The organism is Halomarina rubra (assembly GCF_023699475.1).
GTDB classification, from domain to species: Archaea; Halobacteriota; Halobacteria; order Halobacteriales; family Haloarculaceae; genus Halomarina; species Halomarina rubra.
The window spans coordinates 16330-37225 of record NZ_JALXFV010000003.1 but is presented as its reverse complement, the minus strand read 5'-3'; the positions used below and the strand labels follow the sequence as shown (position 1 = coordinate 37225).

23 protein-coding genes and 1 tRNA gene are annotated in these 20896 nt (G+C 70.1%); 16 read left to right on the top strand and 8 right to left on the bottom strand.

What is annotated here, in order from left to right:
- The first annotated feature begins 361 nt into the window (after positions 1 to 361).
- The 3 genes from M1L36_RS05385 to M1L36_RS05375 all read left to right on the top strand — a co-directional run bounded on the left by M1L36_RS05385 (position 362) and on the right by M1L36_RS05375 (position 2853).
- The gene (locus tag M1L36_RS05385) at positions 362 to 1267 is read left to right on the top strand and encodes an ABC transporter ATP-binding protein (RefSeq protein WP_250872700.1); all 906 of its coding nucleotides are present in this window, start codon (positions 362 to 364) and stop codon (positions 1265 to 1267) included.
- A complete protein-coding gene (locus tag M1L36_RS05380) occupies positions 1264 to 2160 on the top strand; it encodes an ABC transporter permease subunit (RefSeq protein WP_250872699.1) in 897 nt (298 codons plus the stop codon). Before M1L36_RS05385 ends, M1L36_RS05380 begins: the two co-directional genes overlap by 4 nt.
- Before the next feature lie 69 nt (positions 2161 to 2229).
- Positions 2230 to 2853 (top strand): DedA family protein, encoded by a 624-nt coding sequence (locus M1L36_RS05375; RefSeq protein ID WP_250872698.1) that lies wholly within the window; start codon positions 2230 to 2232, stop codon positions 2851 to 2853.
- A gap of 54 nt (positions 2854 to 2907) precedes the next feature.
- Here M1L36_RS05375 and M1L36_RS05370 read toward each other — a convergent pair whose 3' ends face one another.
- The gene (locus M1L36_RS05370; protein WP_250872697.1) at positions 2908 to 4389 is read right to left on the bottom strand and encodes a helix-turn-helix transcriptional regulator; all 1482 of its coding nucleotides are present in this window, start codon (positions 4387 to 4389) and stop codon (positions 2908 to 2910) included.
- A 204-nt stretch (positions 4390 to 4593) separates the two neighbouring features.
- Between M1L36_RS05370 and M1L36_RS05365 the strand changes: the two genes are divergently transcribed.
- Complete coding sequence (locus tag M1L36_RS05365; RefSeq protein ID WP_250872696.1) at positions 4594 to 4827, top strand: hypothetical protein; 234 nt, start codon at positions 4594 to 4596, stop codon at positions 4825 to 4827.
- 76 nt (positions 4828 to 4903) lie between these two features.
- Here M1L36_RS05365 and M1L36_RS05360 read toward each other — a convergent pair whose 3' ends face one another.
- Positions 4904 to 5611: a metallophosphoesterase family protein gene (locus M1L36_RS05360; protein ID WP_250872695.1), complete on the bottom strand. Its 708-nt coding sequence runs from the start codon at positions 5609 to 5611 to the stop codon at positions 4904 to 4906.
- A gap of 87 nt (positions 5612 to 5698) precedes the next feature.
- On the opposite strand from M1L36_RS05360, the gene M1L36_RS21545 reads away from it, so the two are divergent.
- The 5 genes from M1L36_RS21545 to M1L36_RS05335 all read left to right on the top strand — a co-directional run bounded on the left by M1L36_RS21545 (position 5699) and on the right by M1L36_RS05335 (position 10009).
- Positions 5699 to 6631 carry a DUF4129 domain-containing protein gene (locus M1L36_RS21545; protein ID WP_250872694.1) on the top strand — a complete coding sequence of 311 codons (933 nt, stop codon included), beginning with the start codon at positions 5699 to 5701 and terminating at the stop codon, positions 6629 to 6631.
- Complete coding sequence (locus M1L36_RS05350) at positions 6628 to 7176, top strand: DUF7269 family protein (RefSeq protein ID WP_250872693.1); 549 nt, start codon at positions 6628 to 6630, stop codon at positions 7174 to 7176. The genes M1L36_RS21545 and M1L36_RS05350 overlap by 4 nt, the downstream gene beginning before the upstream one ends.
- Positions 7173 to 8444, top strand: coding sequence for a DUF58 domain-containing protein (locus M1L36_RS05345; protein ID WP_250872692.1), 1272 nt, complete (start codon positions 7173 to 7175; stop codon positions 8442 to 8444). The genes M1L36_RS05350 and M1L36_RS05345 overlap by 4 nt, the downstream gene beginning before the upstream one ends.
- Positions 8441 to 8938, top strand: coding sequence for a DUF7519 family protein (locus M1L36_RS05340; protein ID WP_250872691.1), 498 nt, complete (start codon positions 8441 to 8443; stop codon positions 8936 to 8938). The genes M1L36_RS05345 and M1L36_RS05340 overlap by 4 nt, the downstream gene beginning before the upstream one ends.
- Positions 8939 to 9052: 114 nt before the next feature.
- Positions 9053 to 10009 (top strand): TIGR03557 family F420-dependent LLM class oxidoreductase, encoded by a 957-nt coding sequence (locus M1L36_RS05335; RefSeq protein WP_250872690.1) that lies wholly within the window; start codon positions 9053 to 9055, stop codon positions 10007 to 10009.
- A 51-nt stretch (positions 10010 to 10060) separates the two neighbouring features.
- On the opposite strand, the gene M1L36_RS05330 is transcribed toward M1L36_RS05335, so the two are convergent.
- A complete protein-coding gene (locus tag M1L36_RS05330) occupies positions 10061 to 11008 on the bottom strand; it encodes an AAA family ATPase (RefSeq protein ID WP_250872689.1) in 948 nt (315 codons plus the stop codon).
- A 106-nt stretch (positions 11009 to 11114) separates the two neighbouring features.
- Here M1L36_RS05330 and M1L36_RS05325 point away from each other — a divergent pair.
- A tRNA-Ser gene (locus M1L36_RS05325) sits at positions 11115 to 11199 on the top strand.
- 207 nt (positions 11200 to 11406) lie between these two features.
- Here M1L36_RS05325 and M1L36_RS05320 read toward each other — a convergent pair.
- Complete coding sequence (locus M1L36_RS05320; RefSeq protein WP_250872688.1) at positions 11407 to 11661, bottom strand: DUF8142 family protein; 255 nt, start codon at positions 11659 to 11661, stop codon at positions 11407 to 11409.
- Between the two features lie 101 nt (positions 11662 to 11762).
- Here M1L36_RS05320 and M1L36_RS05315 point away from each other — a divergent pair, with 101 nt between their 5' ends.
- On the top strand, positions 11763 to 13202 hold the full coding sequence (locus M1L36_RS05315) for an amidase (protein ID WP_250872687.1): 1440 nt from the start codon (positions 11763 to 11765) through the stop codon (positions 13200 to 13202).
- 45 nt (positions 13203 to 13247) lie between these two features.
- Here the strand turns inward: M1L36_RS05315 and M1L36_RS05310 are convergent, their stop codons facing one another.
- Positions 13248 to 13535 carry a GYD domain-containing protein gene (locus M1L36_RS05310; RefSeq protein ID WP_250872686.1) on the bottom strand — a complete coding sequence of 96 codons (288 nt, stop codon included), beginning with the start codon at positions 13533 to 13535 and terminating at the stop codon, positions 13248 to 13250.
- A 239-nt stretch (positions 13536 to 13774) separates the two neighbouring features.
- Between M1L36_RS05310 and M1L36_RS05305 the strand changes: the two genes are divergently transcribed.
- On the top strand, positions 13775 to 14203 hold the full coding sequence (locus tag M1L36_RS05305) for a bifunctional nuclease family protein (protein ID WP_250872685.1): 429 nt from the start codon (positions 13775 to 13777) through the stop codon (positions 14201 to 14203).
- A gap of 97 nt (positions 14204 to 14300) precedes the next feature.
- Positions 14301 to 14915 carry an SAM-dependent methyltransferase gene (locus M1L36_RS05300; RefSeq protein WP_250872684.1) on the top strand — a complete coding sequence of 205 codons (615 nt, stop codon included), beginning with the start codon at positions 14301 to 14303 and terminating at the stop codon, positions 14913 to 14915.
- Between the two features lie 34 nt (positions 14916 to 14949).
- Here M1L36_RS05300 and M1L36_RS05295 read toward each other — a convergent pair whose 3' ends face one another.
- Complete coding sequence (locus M1L36_RS05295) at positions 14950 to 16839, bottom strand: PINc/VapC family ATPase (RefSeq protein WP_250872683.1); 1890 nt, start codon at positions 16837 to 16839, stop codon at positions 14950 to 14952.
- A 176-nt stretch (positions 16840 to 17015) separates the two neighbouring features.
- Between M1L36_RS05295 and M1L36_RS05290 the strand changes: the two genes are divergently transcribed.
- Together M1L36_RS05290 and M1L36_RS05285 are read left to right on the top strand one after the other, a co-directional pair.
- A complete protein-coding gene (locus tag M1L36_RS05290) occupies positions 17016 to 18113 on the top strand; it encodes a M20 family metallopeptidase (RefSeq protein WP_250872682.1) in 1098 nt (365 codons plus the stop codon).
- A gap of 68 nt (positions 18114 to 18181) precedes the next feature.
- On the top strand, positions 18182 to 18556 hold the full coding sequence (locus M1L36_RS05285) for a DUF7344 domain-containing protein (protein ID WP_439954812.1): 375 nt from the start codon (positions 18182 to 18184) through the stop codon (positions 18554 to 18556).
- 96 nt (positions 18557 to 18652) lie between these two features.
- On the opposite strand, the gene M1L36_RS05280 is transcribed toward M1L36_RS05285, so the two are convergent.
- Both M1L36_RS05280 and M1L36_RS05275 read right to left on the bottom strand, forming a co-directional pair.
- On the bottom strand, positions 18653 to 19147 hold the full coding sequence (locus M1L36_RS05280) for a hypothetical protein (protein WP_250872680.1): 495 nt from the start codon (positions 19145 to 19147) through the stop codon (positions 18653 to 18655).
- A gap of 63 nt (positions 19148 to 19210) precedes the next feature.
- Positions 19211 to 19753, bottom strand: coding sequence for a GNAT family N-acetyltransferase (locus M1L36_RS05275; RefSeq protein ID WP_250872679.1), 543 nt, complete (start codon positions 19751 to 19753; stop codon positions 19211 to 19213).
- Positions 19754 to 19875: 122 nt separating this feature from the next.
- Between M1L36_RS05275 and gnd the strand changes: the two genes are divergently transcribed.
- The gene (gene gnd / locus M1L36_RS05270; RefSeq protein ID WP_250872678.1) at positions 19876 to 20778 is read left to right on the top strand and encodes a phosphogluconate dehydrogenase (NAD(+)-dependent, decarboxylating); all 903 of its coding nucleotides are present in this window, start codon (positions 19876 to 19878) and stop codon (positions 20776 to 20778) included.
- Positions 20779 to 20896 lie beyond the last annotated feature (118 nt).

Genomic DNA, 20896 nt, shown 5'->3' with positions numbered 1-20896 from the left:
ACGGCGTTGACGCCGCCGGTACCCGACGAGGCACCCGTTTCTACTCCCCCCGACTCGACCCACTCGGGTCGTCGTTCTGCTTGCACCTGCACCACCGACGGACACGACCGCCCGCCCCTCCCATAGAGCGGCTGTTTGAAAGTCGATGATAGTTCTTAATTTTACATGGCTGGGAAAGATATAATACGGGTGCCGCCCTGGGTGTTCGTGTGGGTCGCGTGTCGGGACCTTCCCCCCCCGTCCCGGCTCGCACCCCCACAGCAGACGGTCCGACGACCGTCCGTCCCTTTCCCCCCTTTCCCTCACGTCTCGCCGAGTCGATAGCTACTTGATAAGACTCACACACTGTCCGTGTGAAGATATGTCCGCGCTCGAACTTCGTTCCCTCCAGAAGCGTTACGGCGAGGTGGTCGCGTTGCGCGACGTCGACCTCACCGTCCGCCGTGGCGAGGTGTTCGGCTTCCTCGGCCCCAACGGGGCCGGGAAGTCGACGACCATCGACATCGTCCTCGACTACGTCCGCCCGACCGACGGCACCGCGACGGTGTTCGGCCTCGACGCTCAGCAGGAGGGTGAACGCCTCCGCCAGCGCGTCGGTGCGCTCCCCGACATGCGACTGTTCGGCCACCTCACCGCCCGCCAGCACGTTCAGTTCGTCGCCGACGCCAAGGGCTGCGACGACGACCCCGTCGCACTGCTCGACCGTGTGGGCCTCGGACGCGTCGTCGACTACACCGCAGACGGGTTCTCGACCGGGATGGGCCAACGCCTGAAACTTGCGATGGCACTGGTCGGAGCCCCCGACCTGCTCGTCCTCGACGAACCGTCGACGGGTCTCGACCCGAACGGTGCCCGCGAGATGCGCGACATCGTCCGCGAGGAGAACGCCCGCGGCGCGACCGTGTTCTTCTCCAGCCACATCCTCGAACAGGTCGAGGCGGTCTGTGACCGCGTCGGCATCCTCTCGGACGGCGAGATCGTCGCCGAGGACAGCATCGAGAACCTCCGTGACGCGACGGGGACGCAGGCGACGCTCGTCGTCAGCGTCGACTCGCTCACCGAACGGGCCGTCGCGGCCGTCCGCGACCTCGAGGACGTCTCGGACGTCGTCGCCGACGAGAACCGCGTCCGGGTCACCTGTCCCGACGAGCGCAAGGCGGCGGTCGTCGACGCCGTCCGGACCGACGACGCGACGGTGCTCGACATCGAGAGCGACGACGCCTCGCTCGAACGACTGTTCGCCACCTACACGGGGGGCCTCCGATGACCGACACCGCCACTTCGGACGACACCGCCACCTCGGACGAGACCACGAACGGGACCGGCAGGCCCCCCGACACCGCCACCGACACCGCCGCCGACTCGATTACCGGCCGCCTCGGCGCGCTCTCGGTGCTCGGCCGTCGGAGCGCGCTCGACCCCGTTCGCTCAGGGAACGGCTACGTGACGGTCGTGTTGTTCCTTCTGGTCGCCGGCCTGTTCGCGTACACCCAGGCCGACAGCCCCCAGGTGACGTTCTCGAACATCGTCGGTATCGTATCCATGGTCGCCCCGTTCCTCGTCGTCGTCCGGTGTGCGGACGCGCTGGCCGCCGACCGCGAGAGCGGCCGCGTCCGCGGCCTGCTGGCGCTCCCGTTCTCCCGCCGACAGGTGCTCGTCGGCACGCTCCTCGGGCGACTCGCGTGGTTCGTCGCGGCGGCGTTCGGCACGCTGGCCGTCGCGCTGGCCGTCTTCCTCGCCCGTGGCGGGGTCGTCGACCCGACGGCGTCGCTCGTCGGTTTCGGACTGCTGTGCCTCCAACTCACGGTGTACGTCGGCGTCGCCGTCGGCGTCTCGGCGGCCGTCGCGACGACCGCTCGCGCGGTCGTGGTCGCCAGCGCCGTCTGGCTGGTGACACAGCTGTTCTGGACAGAGCTTCCGGTGCTCGTCAGCTACCTGCTCAACGGGTTCGAGGGGGCGACCCGTCCCGAGTGGGCCGACACGTTCGTCGCCCTCGGACCGCTGGCCGCCTTCGAGACGCTGTCGACCGCGTTCGTCCAGGGAGGTTCGGTCCGGCCGGTGCTCGGCGGCGAGCCGTGGTCCGCGCTGGTCGTCCTGTTCGTCTGGTTCGCCGCGCCGGTGCTGTTCGGCCTTCGACGGTTCGAGCGCGCGTCGCTCTGAGCGACCGCCCCCCGCCCGCCTCCCGAGCGAGGCCCGAACGCCCATCTCCCTCCACGGTGTAGCTCGCTCGTGGACCTGACGACGGCCGCACTCGACCTCGCGCGCACCTACGGCTACCTGTTCGTCCTCGTGTTCGTCTTCCTGGAGACGTCCATGCTGTTCCCTCTCCTCCCCAGCGAGGTCGTCCTGCCGGCGTCGGCGTCCATCCTCGTCACGACGCCCGCCTCCCTGGGACTGTTCGTCCTCGCGGCCACCGCCGGTGCGGTCCTCGGCGGGGTCGTCGCCTACGAACTGTTCCGCCGCGCCGGCGAACGCGCCGTCGACAGCACGTGGCTCCGCGTCGAGGCGGCCGACGCCGAGCGCGCCCGTCGCTGGTTCCGCCGGTGGGGGAGCCACTCGGTGCTGTGGGGGCGACTCCTCCCCGTCCTCCGCTCCATCGTCTCGATTCCGGCGGGACTCTCGGGGATGCACCGGGCGCTGTTCACGGGGTACACCGCCGTCGGCGCGTTCGCGTTCAACGCCGCGGTCGGCGGCCTCGTCTACGCCGGCGTAGACGAGTCGGTGTACGACGCGACGCTGACGCTCGCCGGGGACCACCCGCTCGTGGTCGGGGCGCTGACGCTCGCGGCGCTCGTCGGTGCGGCGATAGCGTACCGAGAATCGACCGGGGAGTGGCGCGACCGGTGGAGCTGACCGGGCGACCGGTGGTGCCGGTGCGAACGGCGGCCGGTTGTCCGCGCCTGCGGGTCAGCTCTGTTCTTCGAACGGCGAGCGGGCGCTCTCGGGTTCGTCGCCCGGGCGGGCGATGAGGTTCTCACGGCCGATGGATATCTTGCGGACCTCGCCGTCGGCCTCCATCTTCGAGAGGAGACGCGACACCTTCGACTTCGACCAGTCGGTCTGCTCGACGATGTCGGCCTGGCGGATGCGGCCGTCGTTGGCGTCGAGCATCTGCCGGATGCGGTCCTCGTTGGTCATCGGTTCGGGCGTGGCGGCGACCGTCTCGCCCCCGTCGCTCCCGCCGTCGGTCGGCACGTGTTCGGGAGCGGCCGGCGCGTCGTCGCGCGTCCGGCCGACCCAGATGATGGCCCCGACCAGCAGCGCGTAGGCGACCAGCAGCCCCAGCACCATCGGCAGACCGTTGACGTCGAGGCCCGTGTTGCCGACGCCCTCTGCGGGGTCGGAGCCCTGCTCGACCTCCTGGCCGTCGGGGATGCCGTCGCCGTCGGTGTCGGGCTTCGTCGGGTTCGTCTCGTAGTTGTTCAACTCCTCGCCGTCGCGCAGGCCGTCGTCGTCGGTGTCGGGGTTCGTCGGGTTCGTCACGTAGCCGTTCTCCTCGCTGACCTCGAGGCCGTCGGGGATGCCGTCGTCGTCGGTGTCGCGGTCCGTCGGGTCGGTCTCGTAGTTGTTGACCTCCTGGCCGTCGGTGAGGCCGTCGCCGTCGGAGTCCTCGTTGGTCGGGTCGGTCTCGTAGCCGTCCGACCCGTTGACGATCTCCTCACCGTCCGCGAGGCCGTCGCCGTCGGTGTCCTCGTCGGCGGGGTTCGTCCCGAGCGAGGTCTGTTCGCGACCGTCCTCGATACCGTCACCGTCGGTGTCGGGGTTCGTCGGGTCGGTCTGGGGGCTGTTCTCGGTGCTCACCTCGTCGCCGTCGTTCAGTCCGTCGCCGTCGGTGTCGGGGTTCGTCGCGTTCGACCCGTGGACGTTCACCTCGCTACCGTCGGTGAGACCGTCGCCGTCGGTGTCGGGCGACACCATGTTGGTCCCGCGCTGGGCCTCCGCCTGGTTCGACAGGCCGTCCTCGTCGACGTCGCCGCCGGGCGCGAGCACCCGGACGGTCCGCGTGACGCTGTCGACGGTGCCGGAGTTGTTCCTGGCGACGACGGTGAGCGTCTGCTCGCCGGTCGTCTCACCCCAGTCCGAGACGCGTAAACTCACCGACCCCCCGCCGGCCGTCCGGCTACACGAGAGGTCGCGGGCGTCGTCGCCGGCCCCGAGTTGGGCACAGACCTGGACGGTGTCACCGCCGGAGAGGCCGACGGTGATGGTCTGGGTCTGCCACGCAGCGACGTAGGTCACGCCGTTGTCGGTCGCGATGACGCCGTCCCCGGAGAACTCGACGGAGTCGATACTCACGGGGACCGCGCCGGCGACCGCCACGGTCGAGAGGAGGAGACAGACGACTACCGCGATGGCACGGCCGGTCGTCGTGGTCGGAGGCCTCGGCATATGCTCGTAATCTATCCCTTAACGTCCGATACCATAGACCTTTTTTGTCGCGAATCAGACCGGTTGTCGGACGGGTCGGTGGGTCTCGGGCCGTTAAGCCGGTCCTCCGGGGTGAAACGGTCTGCAACGGTGGTCGTCGGCTGCTGCAAACGTCGGGACGACTGACCCGGTTTATTCGGTGGGCTATCGTCGGAGCAACTGCACATGAGACCGACTACTCGAACCGTCCTCGCCGCGGTGCTCGTCGTGGCAATGCTCGTCGTCGCCGGCTGCGCCGGCCCAAGCGCGAACAACTCCAGCGACGGGGCCGCCAACGGCACCATCACGACCATCGACCCCGCAGACACCCCAGCCGCCAACGACACCGGCGGCGAGTCGGGTGACGTCAGCGCACCCGACGGCGGTGCGGCGCTCGTGACGGGCGACGCGGTCAGGTAGGCGAACGGCCGACTCCCCTACCACTCCTCGCAGTCCGAGTAGCGCCGCGGGTGGCACGGTGCCACCCGCGGCTTCTTCACTTTCCGCGCGCCAGCCGTCGAGCGGTACGCTCGGGGAGACCGGCCGCCGCGACGGCCGCCTGGACGCTGTCGACGTCGTAGTCGACCCGGTGGTCGGTGACCGACGGCCGCCCGTCGTCGGGCAGGTCGAGGACGGCGAACGCCGCCCGCGGGTCGCCGTCGCGTGGCTGGCCGACGCTGCCGGGGTTGACGACGAGCGTGTCGTCGACCCACTCGTGGTGCTGAACGTGGGTGTGGCCGAGCACCAACACCGACTCCTCGCCGAGGTGGTCGGCGAGCGCCGGGAACCCTTCCGGGTGGACGTACCGGTCGCGCTCGACCGGGTGGTCGTGGACGACGCGCACCCGCCCGTCGGCGAGCGTCGCCTCGACCGGGAGGGCGTCGAGCCACGCCCGTTGCTCGTCGTCGAGTCGCTCGCGCGCGTAGCGCAGGCCGGCGAACGCCATCTCGTTGTGGCGGTAGCGTTCGGGGTCGGCGACGGCGCGGTCGTGGTTCCCCTGGACGGTGGTGACCGTCTCGACGCCGACCTGCCGGGCGGCGGCGTCAGAGCGCAGCGCCTCGACGCACTCGGCGGGGAAGGGGTTGTACCCGACGACGTCGCCCGCACAGACGAGTCGGTCGAGCGACGCTTCGGCGAGCGCGTCACGGACGGCCGCGAACGCGACCGCGTTGGCGTGGAGGTCCGAGACGAGACCGATGCGCATGCGACGCCCAACGAGCGGCACGGGTTTCAGGGTTGGCACGCCCTGGCGCTTGTCAACGCTTAAACCGTGAGGACTGCTACCTCGCCCGTGGAGAGAGAACGCCTCGCACCACTCTTCGTCGCCCTCCTCGCCGTCGTCGCCCTCGCGGTCGGCGCGGCGACCCTCGACTCGGCGACGAGTGGACCGGTCTCCGGGTCCGGTGACGGCCCCGGCATCGGCGACGGAGAGAACGAGCGGTTCGACACCGGTGCGGCCCCGCCAGCGGAGGACACGGACGCGCCGACGATGATCCCTCGGCTGGTACTCCAACTCATCCTCGCGCTCCTGTTCGTCGGCGGACTGGCCGGTCTGCTGTGGTGGATCAAGCGCGACGGACTCGACGCGGTCAAGACCGCCGCACTGGCGGTGTTCGGTCTGACGGGGATACTCGTGTTCTTCTACTACCTGTTCAGCGCGCTCGGGGGGTTCCCCGGCCGCGACGGCGGCGAGGGTGGCTTCCTGGGCCGGGAGTTCGAGATTCCGAGCGGCGGCGGCGGTGGTACCGACGGCGGCGAGGTCGCACAGGTCGCGACCGACCCCTCGGCGGTGTTGCTCGCGGTCTTCGCGCTCGTCCTCGTCGGAGCGCTCGCCGTCGTCGTCACCCGCTCGTCGAGCGAGACCGCCGACGAGGAACCGCCCGAGGCCGACTCCGACCCCGAGGCCGACCCGAGCGTCCAGGCGGTCGGGGAGGCCGCCGGACGCGCCGCCGACCGCATCGACGACTCCGGCGACGTCGAGAACGCCATCTTCCGAGCGTGGCGCGAGATGACGACCCCGCTCGACCTCCCCCGCGAGACGACGACACCCGGCGAGTTCGCCGCGGCGGCCGTCGACGCCGGGATGAGCCGCGACGACGTCGCGGAGCTGACCCGGCTGTTCGAGACGACGCGGTACGGCGGTCGGACCGTCGACGCCGACCGCGAGGAGCGAGCGACGACGGCGCTCAGACGCATCGAGCGGACCTACGGTGGCGACAGATGAGGGCGCGGGTCGTCCTCGGGACGCTCGCCGTCCTCGTCGGCCTGGTCGCCACCGCCGGCGTCGTCAGCGTGTCGCTCCCGCCGTCGTTCGTTCCGCTCGTCGGGTTGGCCGCCGTCGTCATCGCACTCCAGGCCGTCCGCGACCTGTCCGGGCCGTCGGACGCGCCGATACTCCCCGAACCCGAACGGCGGCACGTCGCGACGGTGCCCGGCGACGCCTTCGACGACCTGCTCACCTCGGCGTCGCTGTACGGCCGCGTCGACGGCTCGTCGGACCGCCTCGCCATCCGCGACCGACTGGAGACGGTCGCAATCGACGTGCTGACGCGCTACGACGGCGACACACCCGAGGAAGCCCGGACGCGTCTCGCCGAGGGGACGTGGACCGACGACCCCACGGCGGCGGCGTTCTTCAGTTCGACCGTCGAGGCCGACGTCAGCTTCCTCGACCGGTTCCGGTTCAGCGCGACCAGCGACTCGCAGTTCCGACGGGAGGCCGCCCACGCCGTCGGCGCGCTCGCCCGGCACGTCGAGGGAGGCCGATGAACCCCATCACCCACCGGACCGGCCAGCGAGAGCGGATGACGGCGGCCGCCCTCGCGCTGGCCGGCATCGGCGTCCTCACCGGGCAGGCGGGACTCCTGCTCGCGTCGGTGGTCGCCGTCGCGCTGGCCGCCCACGGCCGGGCGGCGGTGTTCCCCGACCCGTCGTTGACGGTCGGCCGCGAGGTGTCGACGACGACGCCCGACCGCGAGGAGACGGTGACGGTCACCGTCACGGTGACCAACGAGGGCGAGTCGACGCTCCCCGACCTCCGGTTCATCGACGGCGTGCCCGACACGCTGACGGTCGCCGACGGGTCACCGCGACACGCGACCGCGCTGCGGGCCGGCGAGTCCACGACGTTCAGCTACGACGTCACCGCCGAACGCGGCCACCACACGTTCGACCCGCTGTACGTCGTCGCCCGCGACTCCAGCGGCAGTGCGGCCCATCACAGCGACGTCGCGGTCGCGACCGAACTGGAGTGCGTCCCGCCGCTGCCCACACCCGCGGCCCTGCCGCTACGACCGACGGCGGCGGGCATCGTCGGCGAGACGGCCACCCCCGAGGGCGGGTCGGGTGTCGCCTTCCACGCCATCCGGGAGTACCGTCGGGGCGACCCGCTCAACCGCATCGACTGGAACCGCGCGGCCCGGACGGGGACCCTCTCGACCGTCGAGTTCCAGCGCGAGCGCTCGGCGACGGTCGTGGTCCTCCTCGACGCCCGCGAGGAGGGGTACGTCGCGAGCGAGGAGACCGACCGGACGACGCTCGAACGCTCCATCGAGGTCGCCGGAGCCGTCTACGAGGGACGCCGGCAGGTCGGCGACCGGGTCGGCGTCGCGGCGCTCTCGCCGCGGGACTGCTGGCTCGCACCAGGGACCGGCGCTGGCCACCGCGCTCGCGTTCGCCGACTGCTCGCGACCCACGAGGCGCTCGCCCCGCTCCCGAACGACGACCCGTTCTTCGGGACGCTGAAGACCGCCAGACTCCGCCGACAACTCCCGAGCGACGCGCAGGTGGTGTTCTGTACGCCGCTGGTCGACGACTTCGCGCTGCGGACGGCCCGCCGCATCGACGCGGGAGGGAACCCGGTCACGGTCGTCAGCCCCGACCCGACCGTCGGCGGGACGGTCGGGCAACGACTGGCGAACGTCGAGCGCTCGCTGCGCTGTTCGGCGCTCCGCGAGGCGGGCATCCCGGTCGTCGACTGGGGGGAAGAGTCGTTCCAGGCGACGGTCGCCAACGCCGTCCGGCGGTGGTCGGCGTGACCGACCCCGCCATCGACACCCGCCCGACGGCGGACGACGCCGCGGTGGTCGGTGCCATCGCACTGGTCGGTGCCATCGCGCTGGTGGGGTCGGCCAGTGCGCTCGTACTCGCCTTGCTCGGCACGCTCCTGCTCGGCGGCGGGACCGCCAGTGGCTCCCCGCGTCTCGTCTCGCTCGGAGCGGTCGCCGCGCTCGGGGGCGTCGTCGTCGGCGGTGTCGCCGGCGTCGCCGTCGTGTTCCTCCTCGTAGCGACGGTCGGGGCGCTCGTCGCCTGGGACGCCGCGATTCAGGCGCTCGACCTCGGCGAGACGGTCGGCCGGGACGCCGACGCCCAGCGCGCGCTCACGGCCCACGCCGGCGTCGCCGGCGGCGTCGCCACGCTCACCGCGGGTCTCGGCTACGTCGTCTACTTCGCCAACGGTGGGGGCCGGCCCGTCGGCGCACTCGTGTTGTTGCTCGCCGGAGCGGTGTTGCTCGCGGCGGCGCTACGCTGAGCGGTGTCCGCGGGCGGTGTTTGCGGGATGTGTTCGCGAGCGGCAGTCGTGACTCGCCTCACCTTTCGTCTGCGGGCCGACGGTATTCGGTCGCTCCCGGAGTACCGACGCCCCATGACCGACCTCTCACTGGGGTACACCCTGTCGAGTGAGGAGCACGACCCGATGGCGCTCGTCGAGCAGGCCCGCCGCGCCGAGGCGGCGGGGTTCGACTTCCTCTCCATCTCCGACCACTACCACCCCTGGGTGGAGGCGCAGGGCGAGGCGTCGTTCGTCTGGAGCACGCTCGGTGCCATCGCCGCCGTCACCGACGACGTCGAGGTCGGCGTCGGCGTCACCTGCCCGACGGTCCGTATCCACCCGGCCATCCTCGCGCAGGCGACGGCGACGGTCGCAGACATGTTCGACGACCGGTTCGTCTTCGGCGTCGGCACCGGCGAACGCCTCAACGAACACGTGCTGGGCGACCACTGGCCCGAACACGCCGTCCGCCTCCGGATGCTCGAGGAGGCAGTGGAAGTCGTTCGGAGACTGTGGAGCGGCGAGCAGACCAGCTTCCACGGCGAGTTCTACGACGTCCAGAACGCCCGCCTGTTCACTCTGCCCGAGGAGTCTCCGCCCATCTGCGTCTCGGCCTACGGCGAGCGCGCGGCGACGGCGGCCGCCGAGTTCGGCGACGGCTTCTGGTCGGTCGGTCCACAGGAGGTCGTCGAGACCTGGGAGGACGCCGGTGGGGAGGGGCCACGCTACTGTCAGCTCCACGCGTGCGTCGACGAGGACGTCGACCGCGCCGCCCGCACCGCCTACGAGCAGTGGCCGAACTCGGGGCTGCCGGGCGAACTCAGTTCGCAGTTGCCGACGCCGACGCACTTCGAGCAGGCCTGCGAGATGGTCTCCGAGCAGGACATCCGCGAGAGCTCCATCATGCTCGGCGACGACGCCCAGCAGCACGTCGACAGCATCCAGGAGAGCGTCGACCGGGGGTACGACCACGTCTACGTCCACCAGATCGGCGACGACCAGGAGGCCGCCATCGAGTTCTACGAGGAGGAGGTGCTCCCGTCGTTCTGAGCGGTCGCTCGGCGGACTCTCCGGGGGGCGGCGAGAACGGAGGGACGCGACTCAGACGGTGGGGACCGTCACCGAGTCCAGCACGTCCGCGACGACGTCGTGTTTGTTCACGTTCTCGACCTTCGCGTCGGGCGTGAGGACGAGGCGGTGAGCGAGCACCGGTTGGGCGATGTGCTTGATGTCGTCGGGCGTGACGAAGTCGCGGCCGTCGAGGACGGCCTGTGAGCGCGCGGACTCGAACAACCGCTGGGTCCCACGCGGGGAGACGCCGATCTCGACGCGGCGGTCGGTGCGAGTGCCACGCGCGATGTCGACCATGTAGTCGAGCAGGTCGTCCTCGACGCGGACGGTCTCGGGGACGGTCCGGAGTTCCTTCACCGACTCCGTGTCGAGGACGGTCTCCACGTCCGGACTCCGGGTGACACGACCCGAACGACGCATCAGCAGTTCGACCTCGCCGCCGTGGTCGGGGTAGCCGATGGAGGTCTTGACGGTGAAGCGGTCGACCTGCGCTTCCGGGAGGGGGAAGGTCCCCTCCTGCTCGACGGGGTTCTGCGTGGCGATGACGAAGAACGGGTCCGGAAGCGGGCGCGTCTCGCCGTCGACGGTGACCTGGTGCTCCTCCATCGCTTCGAGGAGGGCGGCCTGGGTCTTCGGCGGCGCACGGTTGATCTCGTCGGCGAGCACCACGTTCGCGAAGATGGGACCGGGTTGGAACTCGAACTCGCGGTCCTTCTCGTTGAACACGTGCGTCCCCGTCACGTCGGACGGGAGGAGGTCGGGGGTGAACTGCACGCGGGAGAACGACAGTCCCAGGGCGGTGGCCACGCTGCGGGCGGTGAGCGTCTTCCCGGTCCCGGGCACGTCCTCCAGCAGGACGTGCCCGCGGCCGAGGACGCCGAGGAGGATGCGCTCGACGAACGTCTCGTCGGCGATGACGCCCGAAAGCACGGAATCGGTGACCGACGCACACTCGGCGGCGGCCGTCTCGATGTCCATGAACCCGCGTTGGTGTCACTCGGTTTCAAGTTACCGCATGGCAGTCGGTGCCGCCATCGGCGTGAACCGAAACGAACTAAGTGGACGACGCTGAACTGTGGGGTAAGCCGAGGTAGCCTAGCCTGGCCAAGGCGGCAGATTCGAAATCTGCTGTCCTCACGGACTCGGGAGTTCAAATCTCTCCCTCGGCGCTTCTGCTGGCGCAACGTGACGAGTGTAACGAGTCACCAGCGCCAGCGAACGCCCACGAAGATTCGAATCAGGAAGCGAGCGACCGTGGTTCAAATCTCTCCCTCGGCGCTTCTCGGCGACCTACGTACCGAGCGACCGCGTAGCGTGTCGCTCGAACGGTCTCGGGTCGTCGTGGGACGCTCAGAACACCCGTCGTGGGTCGACGCTCAGGCCAACTCCTCTTCGACTGCGGTCTCCTCGACCGTGTCCTCCTCCTCGTCGACGCGGTCTCGGGCGAACCCGGTGCGGAAGGCGATCCAGCCGAGGACGCTGATGAACAGGATGGGTGGGAGGATCATGAACCCCCACAGCGGGTCGAGACCCCACCAGAGGAGCAACGCCACGTCCGCGAGGCCGAGCAGGACGAACGGGGTGATGGCGACCGTGGCCTCCTTGCGCGAGACGGAGAACTCCGTGGCCATACGTGTCGTCGGTCGCCCAGCGGCAAAAACGCCGCGACTCCACGGTTCGACCGCGTCTCCCCGCGCATACACTTTTCCTCCCCGTGTGTGAACCCGACGACATGAGCGACGACCTGTGGCGCGTACCGGCGGTCGAGTTGGTCCGTCGAATCTGGCGAGGTGAGCTCTCGCCGGTGACGCTCGTCGAGTGCTGTCTCGACCGCATCGAAGCGCGCAACGAGCGGACGAACGCGTTCGTGACGGTGCTGGCCGACGAGGCGCTCGACCGCGCTCACGAGGCCGACCGGGCGGTCGAACGGGGCGAGGAGTTGGGGCCGCTCCACGGCGTCCCGGTCGGCATCAAGGACCTGACGTCGGTCGCGGGCGTCCGGACGACCTACGGGTCGACGGCGCTGGCCGAGCACGTCCCCGAGCGCGACGACCCCGCCGTCGCCCGACTCCGCGAGGCGGGGGCCATCGTCCTCGGGAAGACCAACACTTCGGAGTTCGGTCACCTCGCGACGACCGACAACGACCTGTTCGGCTCGACGGGGAACCCGGTCGACCCGACGAAGACCGCCGGTGGCTCCTCCGGTGGGAGTGCGGCCGCCGTCGCCGACGGTCTGGTGCCGCTGGCCCAGGGCACCGACGCGGGCGGGTCGGTTCGGATTCCGGCGAGCGCCTGCGGCATCGTCGGCATCAAACCGTCGTTCGGGCGCGTCTCGCGGTTGACCCGTCCCGACGCGTTCACCGACGCCAGCCCGTTCGTCGCGACGGGGCCGCTGGCGCGGACGGTCGGTGACGCTGCGCTGTTGCTCGACGCGATGGCGGGTGTCGACCCGCTCGACCCGTTCAGCCTCCCGACGGCCGACGAGAGCTTCGTCGACGCCACCGACGCTGCCGTCGACGGGTTCCGGGTCGCGTACAGCCCCGCGCTCGGAGCGTTCGCCGTCGCGGAGGCGGTCCGCGAGACGGTCGAGGACGCCGCGGACGCGTTCGCCGACGCGGGGATGGCCGTCGAGCGTGCGGACCCCGACCTCGACGGGGTGTGGGAGGAGGCGCGCGAGGCGTCGCTCGTCACCTTCCAGTCGAAGATGGCGACGACCGTCGCGGGGTCGGCGGCCGCCTTCGGCGTCGACCTCGGCGAGCGCCTCGACGAGTTGAGCGGCGTCCTCCCGGCGATGGTCGAGCGAGGGCGCGAGCACAGCGCCGTCGACCTCGGGCGGGCGAACGCCGTTCGGACGGCGGTGTTCGACGCGATTCAGGCGCTCCTGTCGGAGTACCACCTGCTGGTCGCGCCGACGCTCGCGGTGCCGCCGTTCGAACGCGAGTCGTTCGGTCCCGAGCGCATCGACGGTGAGCGCGTCGACCGCTACACCGGCTGGTATCTCACCCAGCCGTTCAACATGACCGGCCACCCTGCCGCCTCGGTGCCGGCCGGGACGGTCGACGGTCTCCCGGTGGGTCTCCAGATAGTCGGCCGGCGACACCGCGACGCCGACGTCGTCGCTGCGGCCGCGGCGTTCGAACGGCAACGGCCGTGGACCGAGCACGTCGCCTGAGCGGGTGTCGTCGGAGGACTCGCGGTCGCGGCACGTGGGCCGCGCTCAGACGTCCTGGACGAGCTCTCCGAACTCCTCGGTCGGGAGCAGTTCGTGGGTGTGCATGTCCAGGCCGCGCCGTTCGACGACGATAGCTATCTGGAGGGCGGTCTGGTGGTCGGGGGCCTCGAACAGGATGAGGAAGTCGTGGTCGCCGAGGATTGCGTACGAGTCTTTCATCTCCCCGCCGACGTCGTCGATGTCGTTCCGGAGGTCACCCCAGATGCTCGCGAGTTCCTGAGCGTTCTGCACGCGCGACTCCACCACGTCGACCAGCGCCATGTACGAACCCATACTCGCGAGCAGTCGGGGCGAGCGTAAATGGGTAGCGCCCGTTCCACCCTGGCAACTGTTTCCAATCGACACTACCGGGAGTAGGACCGCCACTCGCCACCCCTGGTTGGTCCCGACGAACGGGGTCTCCGGGCGTGTTCGACACCTTTCGCCCGCGACGTGTCCTTCCGAGAGGGACGTGAATTTTGGCTATCCGTTCGAGGGCTAACCTTACATACTCGGTTGGTGAATACCATACCATGTCACCTGATGCCACGGTTCGCGGCGTGGGGGTGAGCGTCGACGACGGCGGCGAGCGAACGCCCGTGGTGATGCTCGACGTCGGTGAGTCCGTGGTGCCCATCTTCGTCAGCGACGACCAGGCCCAGTCGATTCGACTCGCACTGGAGGGCGGGTCCTTCGAGCGACCGCTGACCCACGACCTCCTGCTGGAGATGACCGCCGAGTTCGGCGCGGCGGTCGACCGCGTCCGCATCGACGACCTCTCCGAGGTCACCTTCTACGCGAAGATCGAGACCGAGCAGTACCGCGACGGCGAGCGTCGGACCCTCTCGTTCGACGCCCGCCCGAGCGACGCCATCGCGCTCGCACTCCGTCTGAACTGTCCCATCGAGGTGTCGCCGAGCGTCGTCGAACGCGCCGGTCGTCCCTCCTCCTCGTCGGCGTAACCGACCCCAGTCACCGTGGGCAGTGGGCCGTGGCCCGTCGCCCGTTACTCGCGAGTGACCGAACCGTTCAACACGGACTGTCGAGTAGCCGCCCGCCATGGAGTTCGACGAGCGCGAACGTCGCTACGGCCGCGAGGAGTACTACTGGGGGACGACGCCGAACGACCTGGCGAGAGAGACCGTCGAGTACGCCCCCGACCGCGAGACGCCGACGCTCGTCGACGTGGGTGCGGGCGAGGGTCGGGACGCCGTCTACTTCGCCGAACGGGAGTTCGACGTGCTCGCCACCGACGTCTCGCCGAACGGCCTCGCGAAGGCCGAGCGCCTCGCCGCCGAGCGGGACGTCTCGATACGGACGCTCGAAGCCGACGTGAACGACCTCACGCTCCCCGAGTCGGTGGACGTACTCTACTCCTGTGGTGCCATCCAGTATCTCCGACCGGCGAACCGCGACGAGCAGTTCGCCCGGTTCCGTGCGGCGACGACGCCCGGGGGGCTCCACGTCCTGTTCGCGTTCGTCGACCACCCCGACGTGCCGACACCGCCCGACTGGACCAGCGAGGAACAGTTCTACGCGCCCGGCGAGGTGCGCTCGTACTACGACGAGTGGACGGTGCTCGACGAGCGAGAACTGGTGTTCGAGGACGACTCGGGCGGGGAGCCACACGAACACGCCGCGGAGGTCGTGCTGGTCCGGAAGCCGACGGAGTGAGGCGGAGAGAACCGAGAGAAGGGTCGAGCGGTGGTTACGACGGGACGACGGTTATCTGCTGGCCGCGGTCGATGGCCTGTTCCATCTCCTCGGCGATGGCGCTGCCGCGTGAGACCTGAATCTCGCCGCCCCGCGAGACGGTGGCGGTGAACAGGTAGTCGCCCTCGGCACGGACTTCGACGGTCTCGCCGCTCCGGCCGTCGACGGGGACGATGATGTGTCGCGACGTTATCTCCGGGGTGACGACCTCGCCGGCGTGGCCCGGCCCTTCGTTCACCCTACTCGCGTTTCCCGACCCACCGCCACCAGCGCTCGCGCCGCCGGTACTCCGGTGGTGGTCGGGCCGTTCGTCGAGCGTCCGGACGTCGATGTCGATGCCGAGCGCCTGCTCGATCTGGTCGATGCGACCGCCGCCCTTCCCGATGACGTAGGAGATGTCGTCCTCCTCGACGTAGACGATGGCGCGGTTCTGACTCTGGAGTTCGACCTGAACGTGGCCGCGAGCGACCGAGCGAACCTCGCGTTCGATTTCGTTGCGCGCGAGGCGGTCGACGCCGGTCTCGTCCTCGCCGTCTGCGTCGTCGAGCGGGACGGTGACGACCTGCCGGTTGAACGTGTATATCTCGTACGCGGGGCGCTGGGTCTCGTGGTCCGAGACGACGATGACGGGCCGAGCGAGGTCCTCCTCCATCAGGCCGTGGGGGACCTTCACTTCGGTCGAGACGTCGTAGACGGTCTCGACGTCCCCCGCCTCGATGTACGCGACGGTGTCGACGACCTGGGGAATCATGCCGAGTTCGACCCGGCCGATGAGACGCTGGAGCGCGTCGATGGCGCGGGTGGCGTGGACGACGCCGACCATCCCGACGCCCGCCAGACGCATGTCCGCGAACGTGCGGAAGTCGTGGGTCTTGCGGACTTCGTCGTAGACGGTGTAGTCCGGTCGGACCATCAGGAGGGCGTCGGCGGTCTTGTCCATGCTCCCGTCGAGTTCGGTGTACTGGGTGATGCCCTCGTCGACCTGGAGGTCGCGGGGTTTCTCCATCGTCTTCACCGAGTAGTCGGCGTCGGCGAGGAACTGGGCGACGGCCTGTGCGTACGTCGACTTCCCGGCCCCCGGCGCGCCGGCGATGAGGACGCCGCGCTGGTGGTCGAGCAGGCGCTCCTGGATGTCCTCGCTGTAGGCGTAGTCGGCCATCGTCGTCCGGGCGACCGGGCGGACGGCCGTAATCTCGACGCCGTCGGAGAACGGCGGTTCGGCGATGGCGATACGGTAGTCGCGGAACTGGACGATGGTCATGCCGGGTTCGGAGAGTTCGGTGAACCCGTCCTCGGAGGCGTCGGCGGCGTTGCGAACGTCGCTGACGTACTCGCGCATCGTCTCGTCGTCCAGCACGTCCTCGGCGATGGCCTCGTAGCGCACCTCGCCGACGTCCCCGCGTTTCGCCATCGGGCGGACCCCCGTCTTCAGGTGGACCGACATCGTCTCCTCGTCGAAGTACGACTCGATGGCGAGTTCCTCTATCTCGTCGTCGTACGGTTCGAGGTACTGGACGTCCAGTCCCTGTGCCTTCCCGACCTCGCTCTGGACGATGTCGCTGGTGACGAACGTGGCGTCGTGGTCGGCGGCCACGTCGCGGATGAGGGCGTCGATGGCTCCCGACCGGGCGCGCTCTATCTCCTCGGTGGTCGCGCGTCGGCCGACGTACTCCAACTGGATGCGCCCCTCGTCGGCGAAGGAGGCCAGTTTCTGGAGCTCTTCGAGGCCCTGCCAGCCGATGTCCCGGCCAGAGTTCGCCTGCGATTCGAGTTCGCCGACGACGGCCTGTGGCACGTATATCGTCGCGTCGGCGAACTCACCGCTCTCGATACGCTCGGACACGCGGCCGTCGACGACCACGCTCGTGTCCGGAACGACATTCATACTGGCCATTCGGACGGCGGGCCTGATAAGGCTACGTAACGCACGGTGGCACGGTCCACGCGCCCTCGGGTGGTCCGTCGGCGTCGCCCCGCCGTCGCGAGTGACCTCCGCCGCCGACCACCACCGTGGCCCGAACGAGCAGGAGTGTTTTCGACGGTCCACGACGAGAGGTGGGTATGAGCGAACTCTCGGACTTGACGCGGCGACTCGTCGCCACGCCGAGTCACGACGACGAGACGGCCGCCGGCGCGGTCGTCGCCGAGTGGCTCCGCGAACACACCGACGCGACGGTCGACCACGACCCCGACGGGGCGGGCGTCGTCGCCCGCAAAGGGGACCCCGACGCGGCCGACCGCATCGCACTGGTGGGCCACCACGACGTGGTCGCGCCCGACGCCGGACAGGTGACCGACGACGGCGCGTACGTCGTCGAGGAACGCACCGAGGCCGACGACACGCGCCTGTACGGCCGCGGGACGGCGGACATGAAGGGCTCCGTCGCGGCGGCGATGGTCGCGTTCCGCGACGCCGACGCACCCTGTACGTTCGCGTCGTTCCGGGGCGAGGAGCGCGGTGGCGTCGGCGCGCGCCACGCCATCGAAGCGGGGTTCGCGCCCGAGTACGCCATCGTCGGCGAGGGGTCGACGAGCTACGCGACGCCGGGCGTCACCGACGTCGTCGTCGCGCACAAGGGTCGACGCGGGTCGACCGTCACCGCCCACGGCCGCGCCTGTCACGCCAGCGAACCAGACCGCGGGGAGAACGCCATCTACCGTGCGAGCGAGGCCATCGAGGTCGTCCGGTCGCTCGACACCCCCGAGGCCGACGTGCTCGGCGTCACCCAGTCCGGGAGCCTCGCGGTGACCGAAATCGAAGGCGGAAGCGGCTGGAACGTCGTCCCCGAGCGGTGTTCGTTCACCGTCGACGAGCGCACCGTCGCGGGCGAGCGGGCGGCGCTCGACGCGGTCGAGACCGTCGACGGCGTCACCTGGACCGTCGACCAGGACCTCCCGCCGATGGCGTGTGACGACGAGTGGTTCGCCGACGCGGTGCTGGCGGCGGCGGTCGACGCCCAGGCCGGCGAACCACGACACGTCTCGAAGCCCCACGCGACGGACGCGGGGTGGCTGGCGCAGGCGGGGACGACCTGTGTGGTCTGTGGTGCGTCGGAGCCGGGAGAGGCCCACACCGCCGAGGAGAGCGTCTCGCTCGCCGTCGTCGAGCGCTGCGCTCGACTCTACCGGGACGCCGTCGAGCGGGTCGCCGAGAGCTGACGGCTGCTTTGTATATCAGCCACCACAGTTAAGACGGTGACTGCCACCAATTAACAATCGGGGACACGATGAAAGAAAGTCCGAAAACGGGAATTTCCGGGGGGGAACAGAGTGACGAACATCGGACTGTCCTGGCGGACCGTCGACGACGGTTCGTCATGGACGACCTGCTGGGTCGGGTGTGGCCGGTCGCCGTCTACGACCTGACCGACCGACTCCTGTCGTGGGAGGCCGAGCGGGGGAACGACACGGAACCGTTCGACGTCGTCCGGGCGAAACTCGTCGACGTCCACCTGCCGAAACTGGTAGAGGCAGGGCTGGTCGACCCCGTCGACGGCCAGCGGTACGAACTCACCGAGGCGGGGTTGACGCTGGAGGCGAACGCCCGCGGCATCGACCTCGCTGCCGTCGAGGAGGACCCGGAGTGGGTCCTGTCCGACTGACTTCGCGTTCTCACGCCGCGGTGGCCGCCGCGAGCGCGACGACCAATCGGTCGCGAGGCGTGCCGTTCGCGGTAGCGACCGGCGGCCGGCCCCGTGTCACGAGGCGTTCTCGGTGGCCCCGACGCGAATCCTGACGCCGTACTCCCGGGGGTCCTCCCCGGGCGACCGCGCGAGGTCGCGGAACACGGCGCTGTCGTTCACGAAGTACCGGATGGTCCGCTCGCCACCGTCGCTCACGCCGACGGTGCCGTTCGAACAGACGCGCGTCGACTGCGCCGTCTCGACGGTGACGAACCAGCCCTCGCCGGTCCGGTCCACCCGGTCCGGTTCGGGGTCAAACGCGACCTCGACGTGGTCGCCGTCGGCGTGCCGGCCGTAGGTGTACGCTTCTTCGAGGTCGGCGACGAACGCTCGGACAGTCTCGTTCGTGAGCGTCGCCGGCCGGTCGGGGTACGGGACGGCCGTTACGCGCTCGTCCGGGCAGTCGTCGCGGGGGGCGGCGCTCGACCAGCCGAGACAGCCACTCGTCAGGAGCAGTGCGACGACCGCGAGCACGAGGCAGGAGTCGGAGGGACGCGAGGGAGGGGACACACCGCGAGGTCGTGTCGTCGAGCTATCAGTGTTCGGTCGCGTGTCGCCGACCTCTCGGTCCGTTCACCACTCCGAACGCAGGAGGCCGTACGCGAGCATGTCGTGGTACTCGCCGCGGAACCACGCCGCCTCCCGGCGGGTGCCCTCGTGTTCGAAGCCGAGCGACTCGAGCAGGCCGACGGAGGCGTCGTTGAAGCTTCCCACCTCGGCGTGGAGTCGGCGGAGGTTGCGGTCCTCGAAGGCGTACCGAACCAGCAGTTCGGCGGCCTCGGAGCCGTAGCCCTGTCCGTGGTGGTCGGGGTGGAACCAGTAGGCGATTTCGGCGGCCCGAGCACGCGACGTCTCGCTCGGACCGTACTGGGACTCGGTCAGCGAGAGGAGCCCCAGGGGTTCCTCGTCCACGCACGCGAGGCAGTGGACACCCCCCTCGCCCGAGACGACGCGCTCGAAGAACTCGGTGCAATGGCTCTCGTTCGTCGGGTTCACGTCGAGCGCGGGTCGCCAGACGCGGGGGTCGTTCATACAGCGCTGGAGGAACGGGACGTCGTCGGGTTCGGCAGCGCGGAGCGTGACGCGGTCGCCTTCGAGGAACACTGGTCCGGGCATGTTCGAGCGTCCGGGAGGACGGATAAATGCCTTCCCGTGGTGTGTTCGTGGCTCTCTACCGTGGCGGGCCGTGTTCGCCGCCAACCGCAACCCCTACCCCACCGCCCCGCACAGCCCCGGGTATGCAACTGGGAGTCGTCGGTCTGGGGCGGATGGGCCGTATCGTCGTCGACCGCACGCTGGAGGCGGGCCACGACGTGGTGGCGTTCGACATCGACGAGGGCGCACGCGAGGCGGCGGCGGAAGCGGGAGCGACCCCCGCCGACTCGCTCGAAGCACTCGCCGAGGAACTGGGCGAGGAGAAGCGCATCTGGCTGATGGTGCCCGCCGGCGACGCCGTCGATGCCGCGCTGTCGGAACTGGAACCGTTCCTGGACGACGAGGACGTCGTCGTCGACGGCGGCAACTCGCACTTCGAGGACTCGACGCGCCGGGCCGAGACGACGCCCGCGGCGTACCTCGACTGTGGCACCTCGGGCGGCCCCGCGGGCGCGGAACTCGGCTTCTCGCTGATGGTCGGCGGCCCCCAGTGGGCCTACGAGGAACTCTCGCCGGTGTTCGACGCCGTCGCGACCGGTCCAGCGGGCCACGCCCGGATGGGACCGGTGGGGTCGGGCCACTACGTCAAGATGGTCCACAACGGCGTGGAGTACGCGCTGATGCAGGCGTACGGCGAGGGGTTCGAACTGCTCCACGAGGGCCGCTACGACCTCGACCTGGAGGCCGTCGCGGGCGTCTGGAACAACGGCGCGGTCATCCGCTCGTGGCTGCTCGAACTCTGCGAGGAGGCGTTCCGCGAGGAGGGCAGTTCGCTGGGAACCGTCGCCGACCGCATCGAGGGCGGGTCGACCGGGACGTGGACCGTCCAGGAGGCGCTCGCCCAGGAGGTGCCGCTGCCGCTCATCTACGCCGCGCTCTCCGAACGGTTCGGCTCGCGGGCCGACGAGGGGCGGTTCTCGCGACGCCTCGCCAACCGTCTCCGGTACGGCTTCGGTCGCCACGAGGTCCAGCGCGTCGACGAGTAGCGGACCGCGTCGCACTCCCGGTCACCTCCTCCCGCCACTATCGTCCGTTCACTACCGCCCGTTCGTCGTCTCCCGTCCGCCACTTCTCGCACGCGCCGTCCGTTCGCCACCGCTCGTC

Bases quoted from the DNA above. Each gene is read 5' to 3' on its own strand.
- M1L36_RS05320 (WP_250872688.1), bottom strand. From the start codon at position 11,661: ATGGCCACGGAGTTCTCCGTCTCGCGCAAGGAGGCCACGGTCGCCATC.
- M1L36_RS05300 (WP_250872684.1), top strand. From the start codon at position 14,301: ATGGAGTTCGACGAGCGCGAACGTCGCTACGGCCGCGAGGAGTACTAC.
- M1L36_RS05290 (WP_250872682.1), top strand. From the start codon at position 17,016: ATGAGCGAACTCTCGGACTTGACGCGGCGACTCGTCGCCACGCCGAGT.
- gnd (WP_250872678.1), top strand. From the start codon at position 19,876: ATGCAACTGGGAGTCGTCGGTCTGGGGCGGATGGGCCGTATCGTCGTC.
- M1L36_RS05285 (WP_439954812.1), top strand. From the start codon at position 18,182: ATGAAAGAAAGTCCGAAAACGGGAATTTCCGGGGGGGAACAGAGTGAC.
- M1L36_RS05315 (WP_250872687.1), top strand. From the start codon at position 11,763: ATGAGCGACGACCTGTGGCGCGTACCGGCGGTCGAGTTGGTCCGTCGA.
- M1L36_RS05335 (WP_250872690.1), top strand. From the start codon at position 9,053: ATGACCGACCTCTCACTGGGGTACACCCTGTCGAGTGAGGAGCACGAC.
- M1L36_RS05370 (WP_250872697.1), bottom strand. From the start codon at position 4,389: ATGCCGAGGCCTCCGACCACGACGACCGGCCGTGCCATCGCGGTAGTC.
- M1L36_RS05380 (WP_250872699.1), top strand. From the start codon at position 1,264: ATGACCGACACCGCCACTTCGGACGACACCGCCACCTCGGACGAGACC.
- M1L36_RS05385 (WP_250872700.1), top strand. From the start codon at position 362: ATGTCCGCGCTCGAACTTCGTTCCCTCCAGAAGCGTTACGGCGAGGTG.
- M1L36_RS05360 (WP_250872695.1), bottom strand. From the start codon at position 5,611: ATGCGCATCGGTCTCGTCTCGGACCTCCACGCCAACGCGGTCGCGTTC.
- M1L36_RS05305 (WP_250872685.1), top strand. From the start codon at position 13,775: ATGTCACCTGATGCCACGGTTCGCGGCGTGGGGGTGAGCGTCGACGAC.
- M1L36_RS05310 (WP_250872686.1), bottom strand. From the start codon at position 13,535: ATGGGTTCGTACATGGCGCTGGTCGACGTGGTGGAGTCGCGCGTGCAG.
- M1L36_RS05365 (WP_250872696.1), top strand. From the start codon at position 4,594: ATGAGACCGACTACTCGAACCGTCCTCGCCGCGGTGCTCGTCGTGGCA.
- M1L36_RS05330 (WP_250872689.1), bottom strand. From the start codon at position 11,008: ATGGACATCGAGACGGCCGCCGCCGAGTGTGCGTCGGTCACCGATTCC.
- M1L36_RS05350 (WP_250872693.1), top strand. From the start codon at position 6,628: ATGAGGGCGCGGGTCGTCCTCGGGACGCTCGCCGTCCTCGTCGGCCTG.
- M1L36_RS05275 (WP_250872679.1), bottom strand. From the start codon at position 19,753: ATGCCCGGACCAGTGTTCCTCGAAGGCGACCGCGTCACGCTCCGCGCT.
- M1L36_RS05345 (WP_250872692.1), top strand. From the start codon at position 7,173: ATGAACCCCATCACCCACCGGACCGGCCAGCGAGAGCGGATGACGGCG.
- M1L36_RS05295 (WP_250872683.1), bottom strand. From the start codon at position 16,839: ATGAATGTCGTTCCGGACACGAGCGTGGTCGTCGACGGCCGCGTGTCC.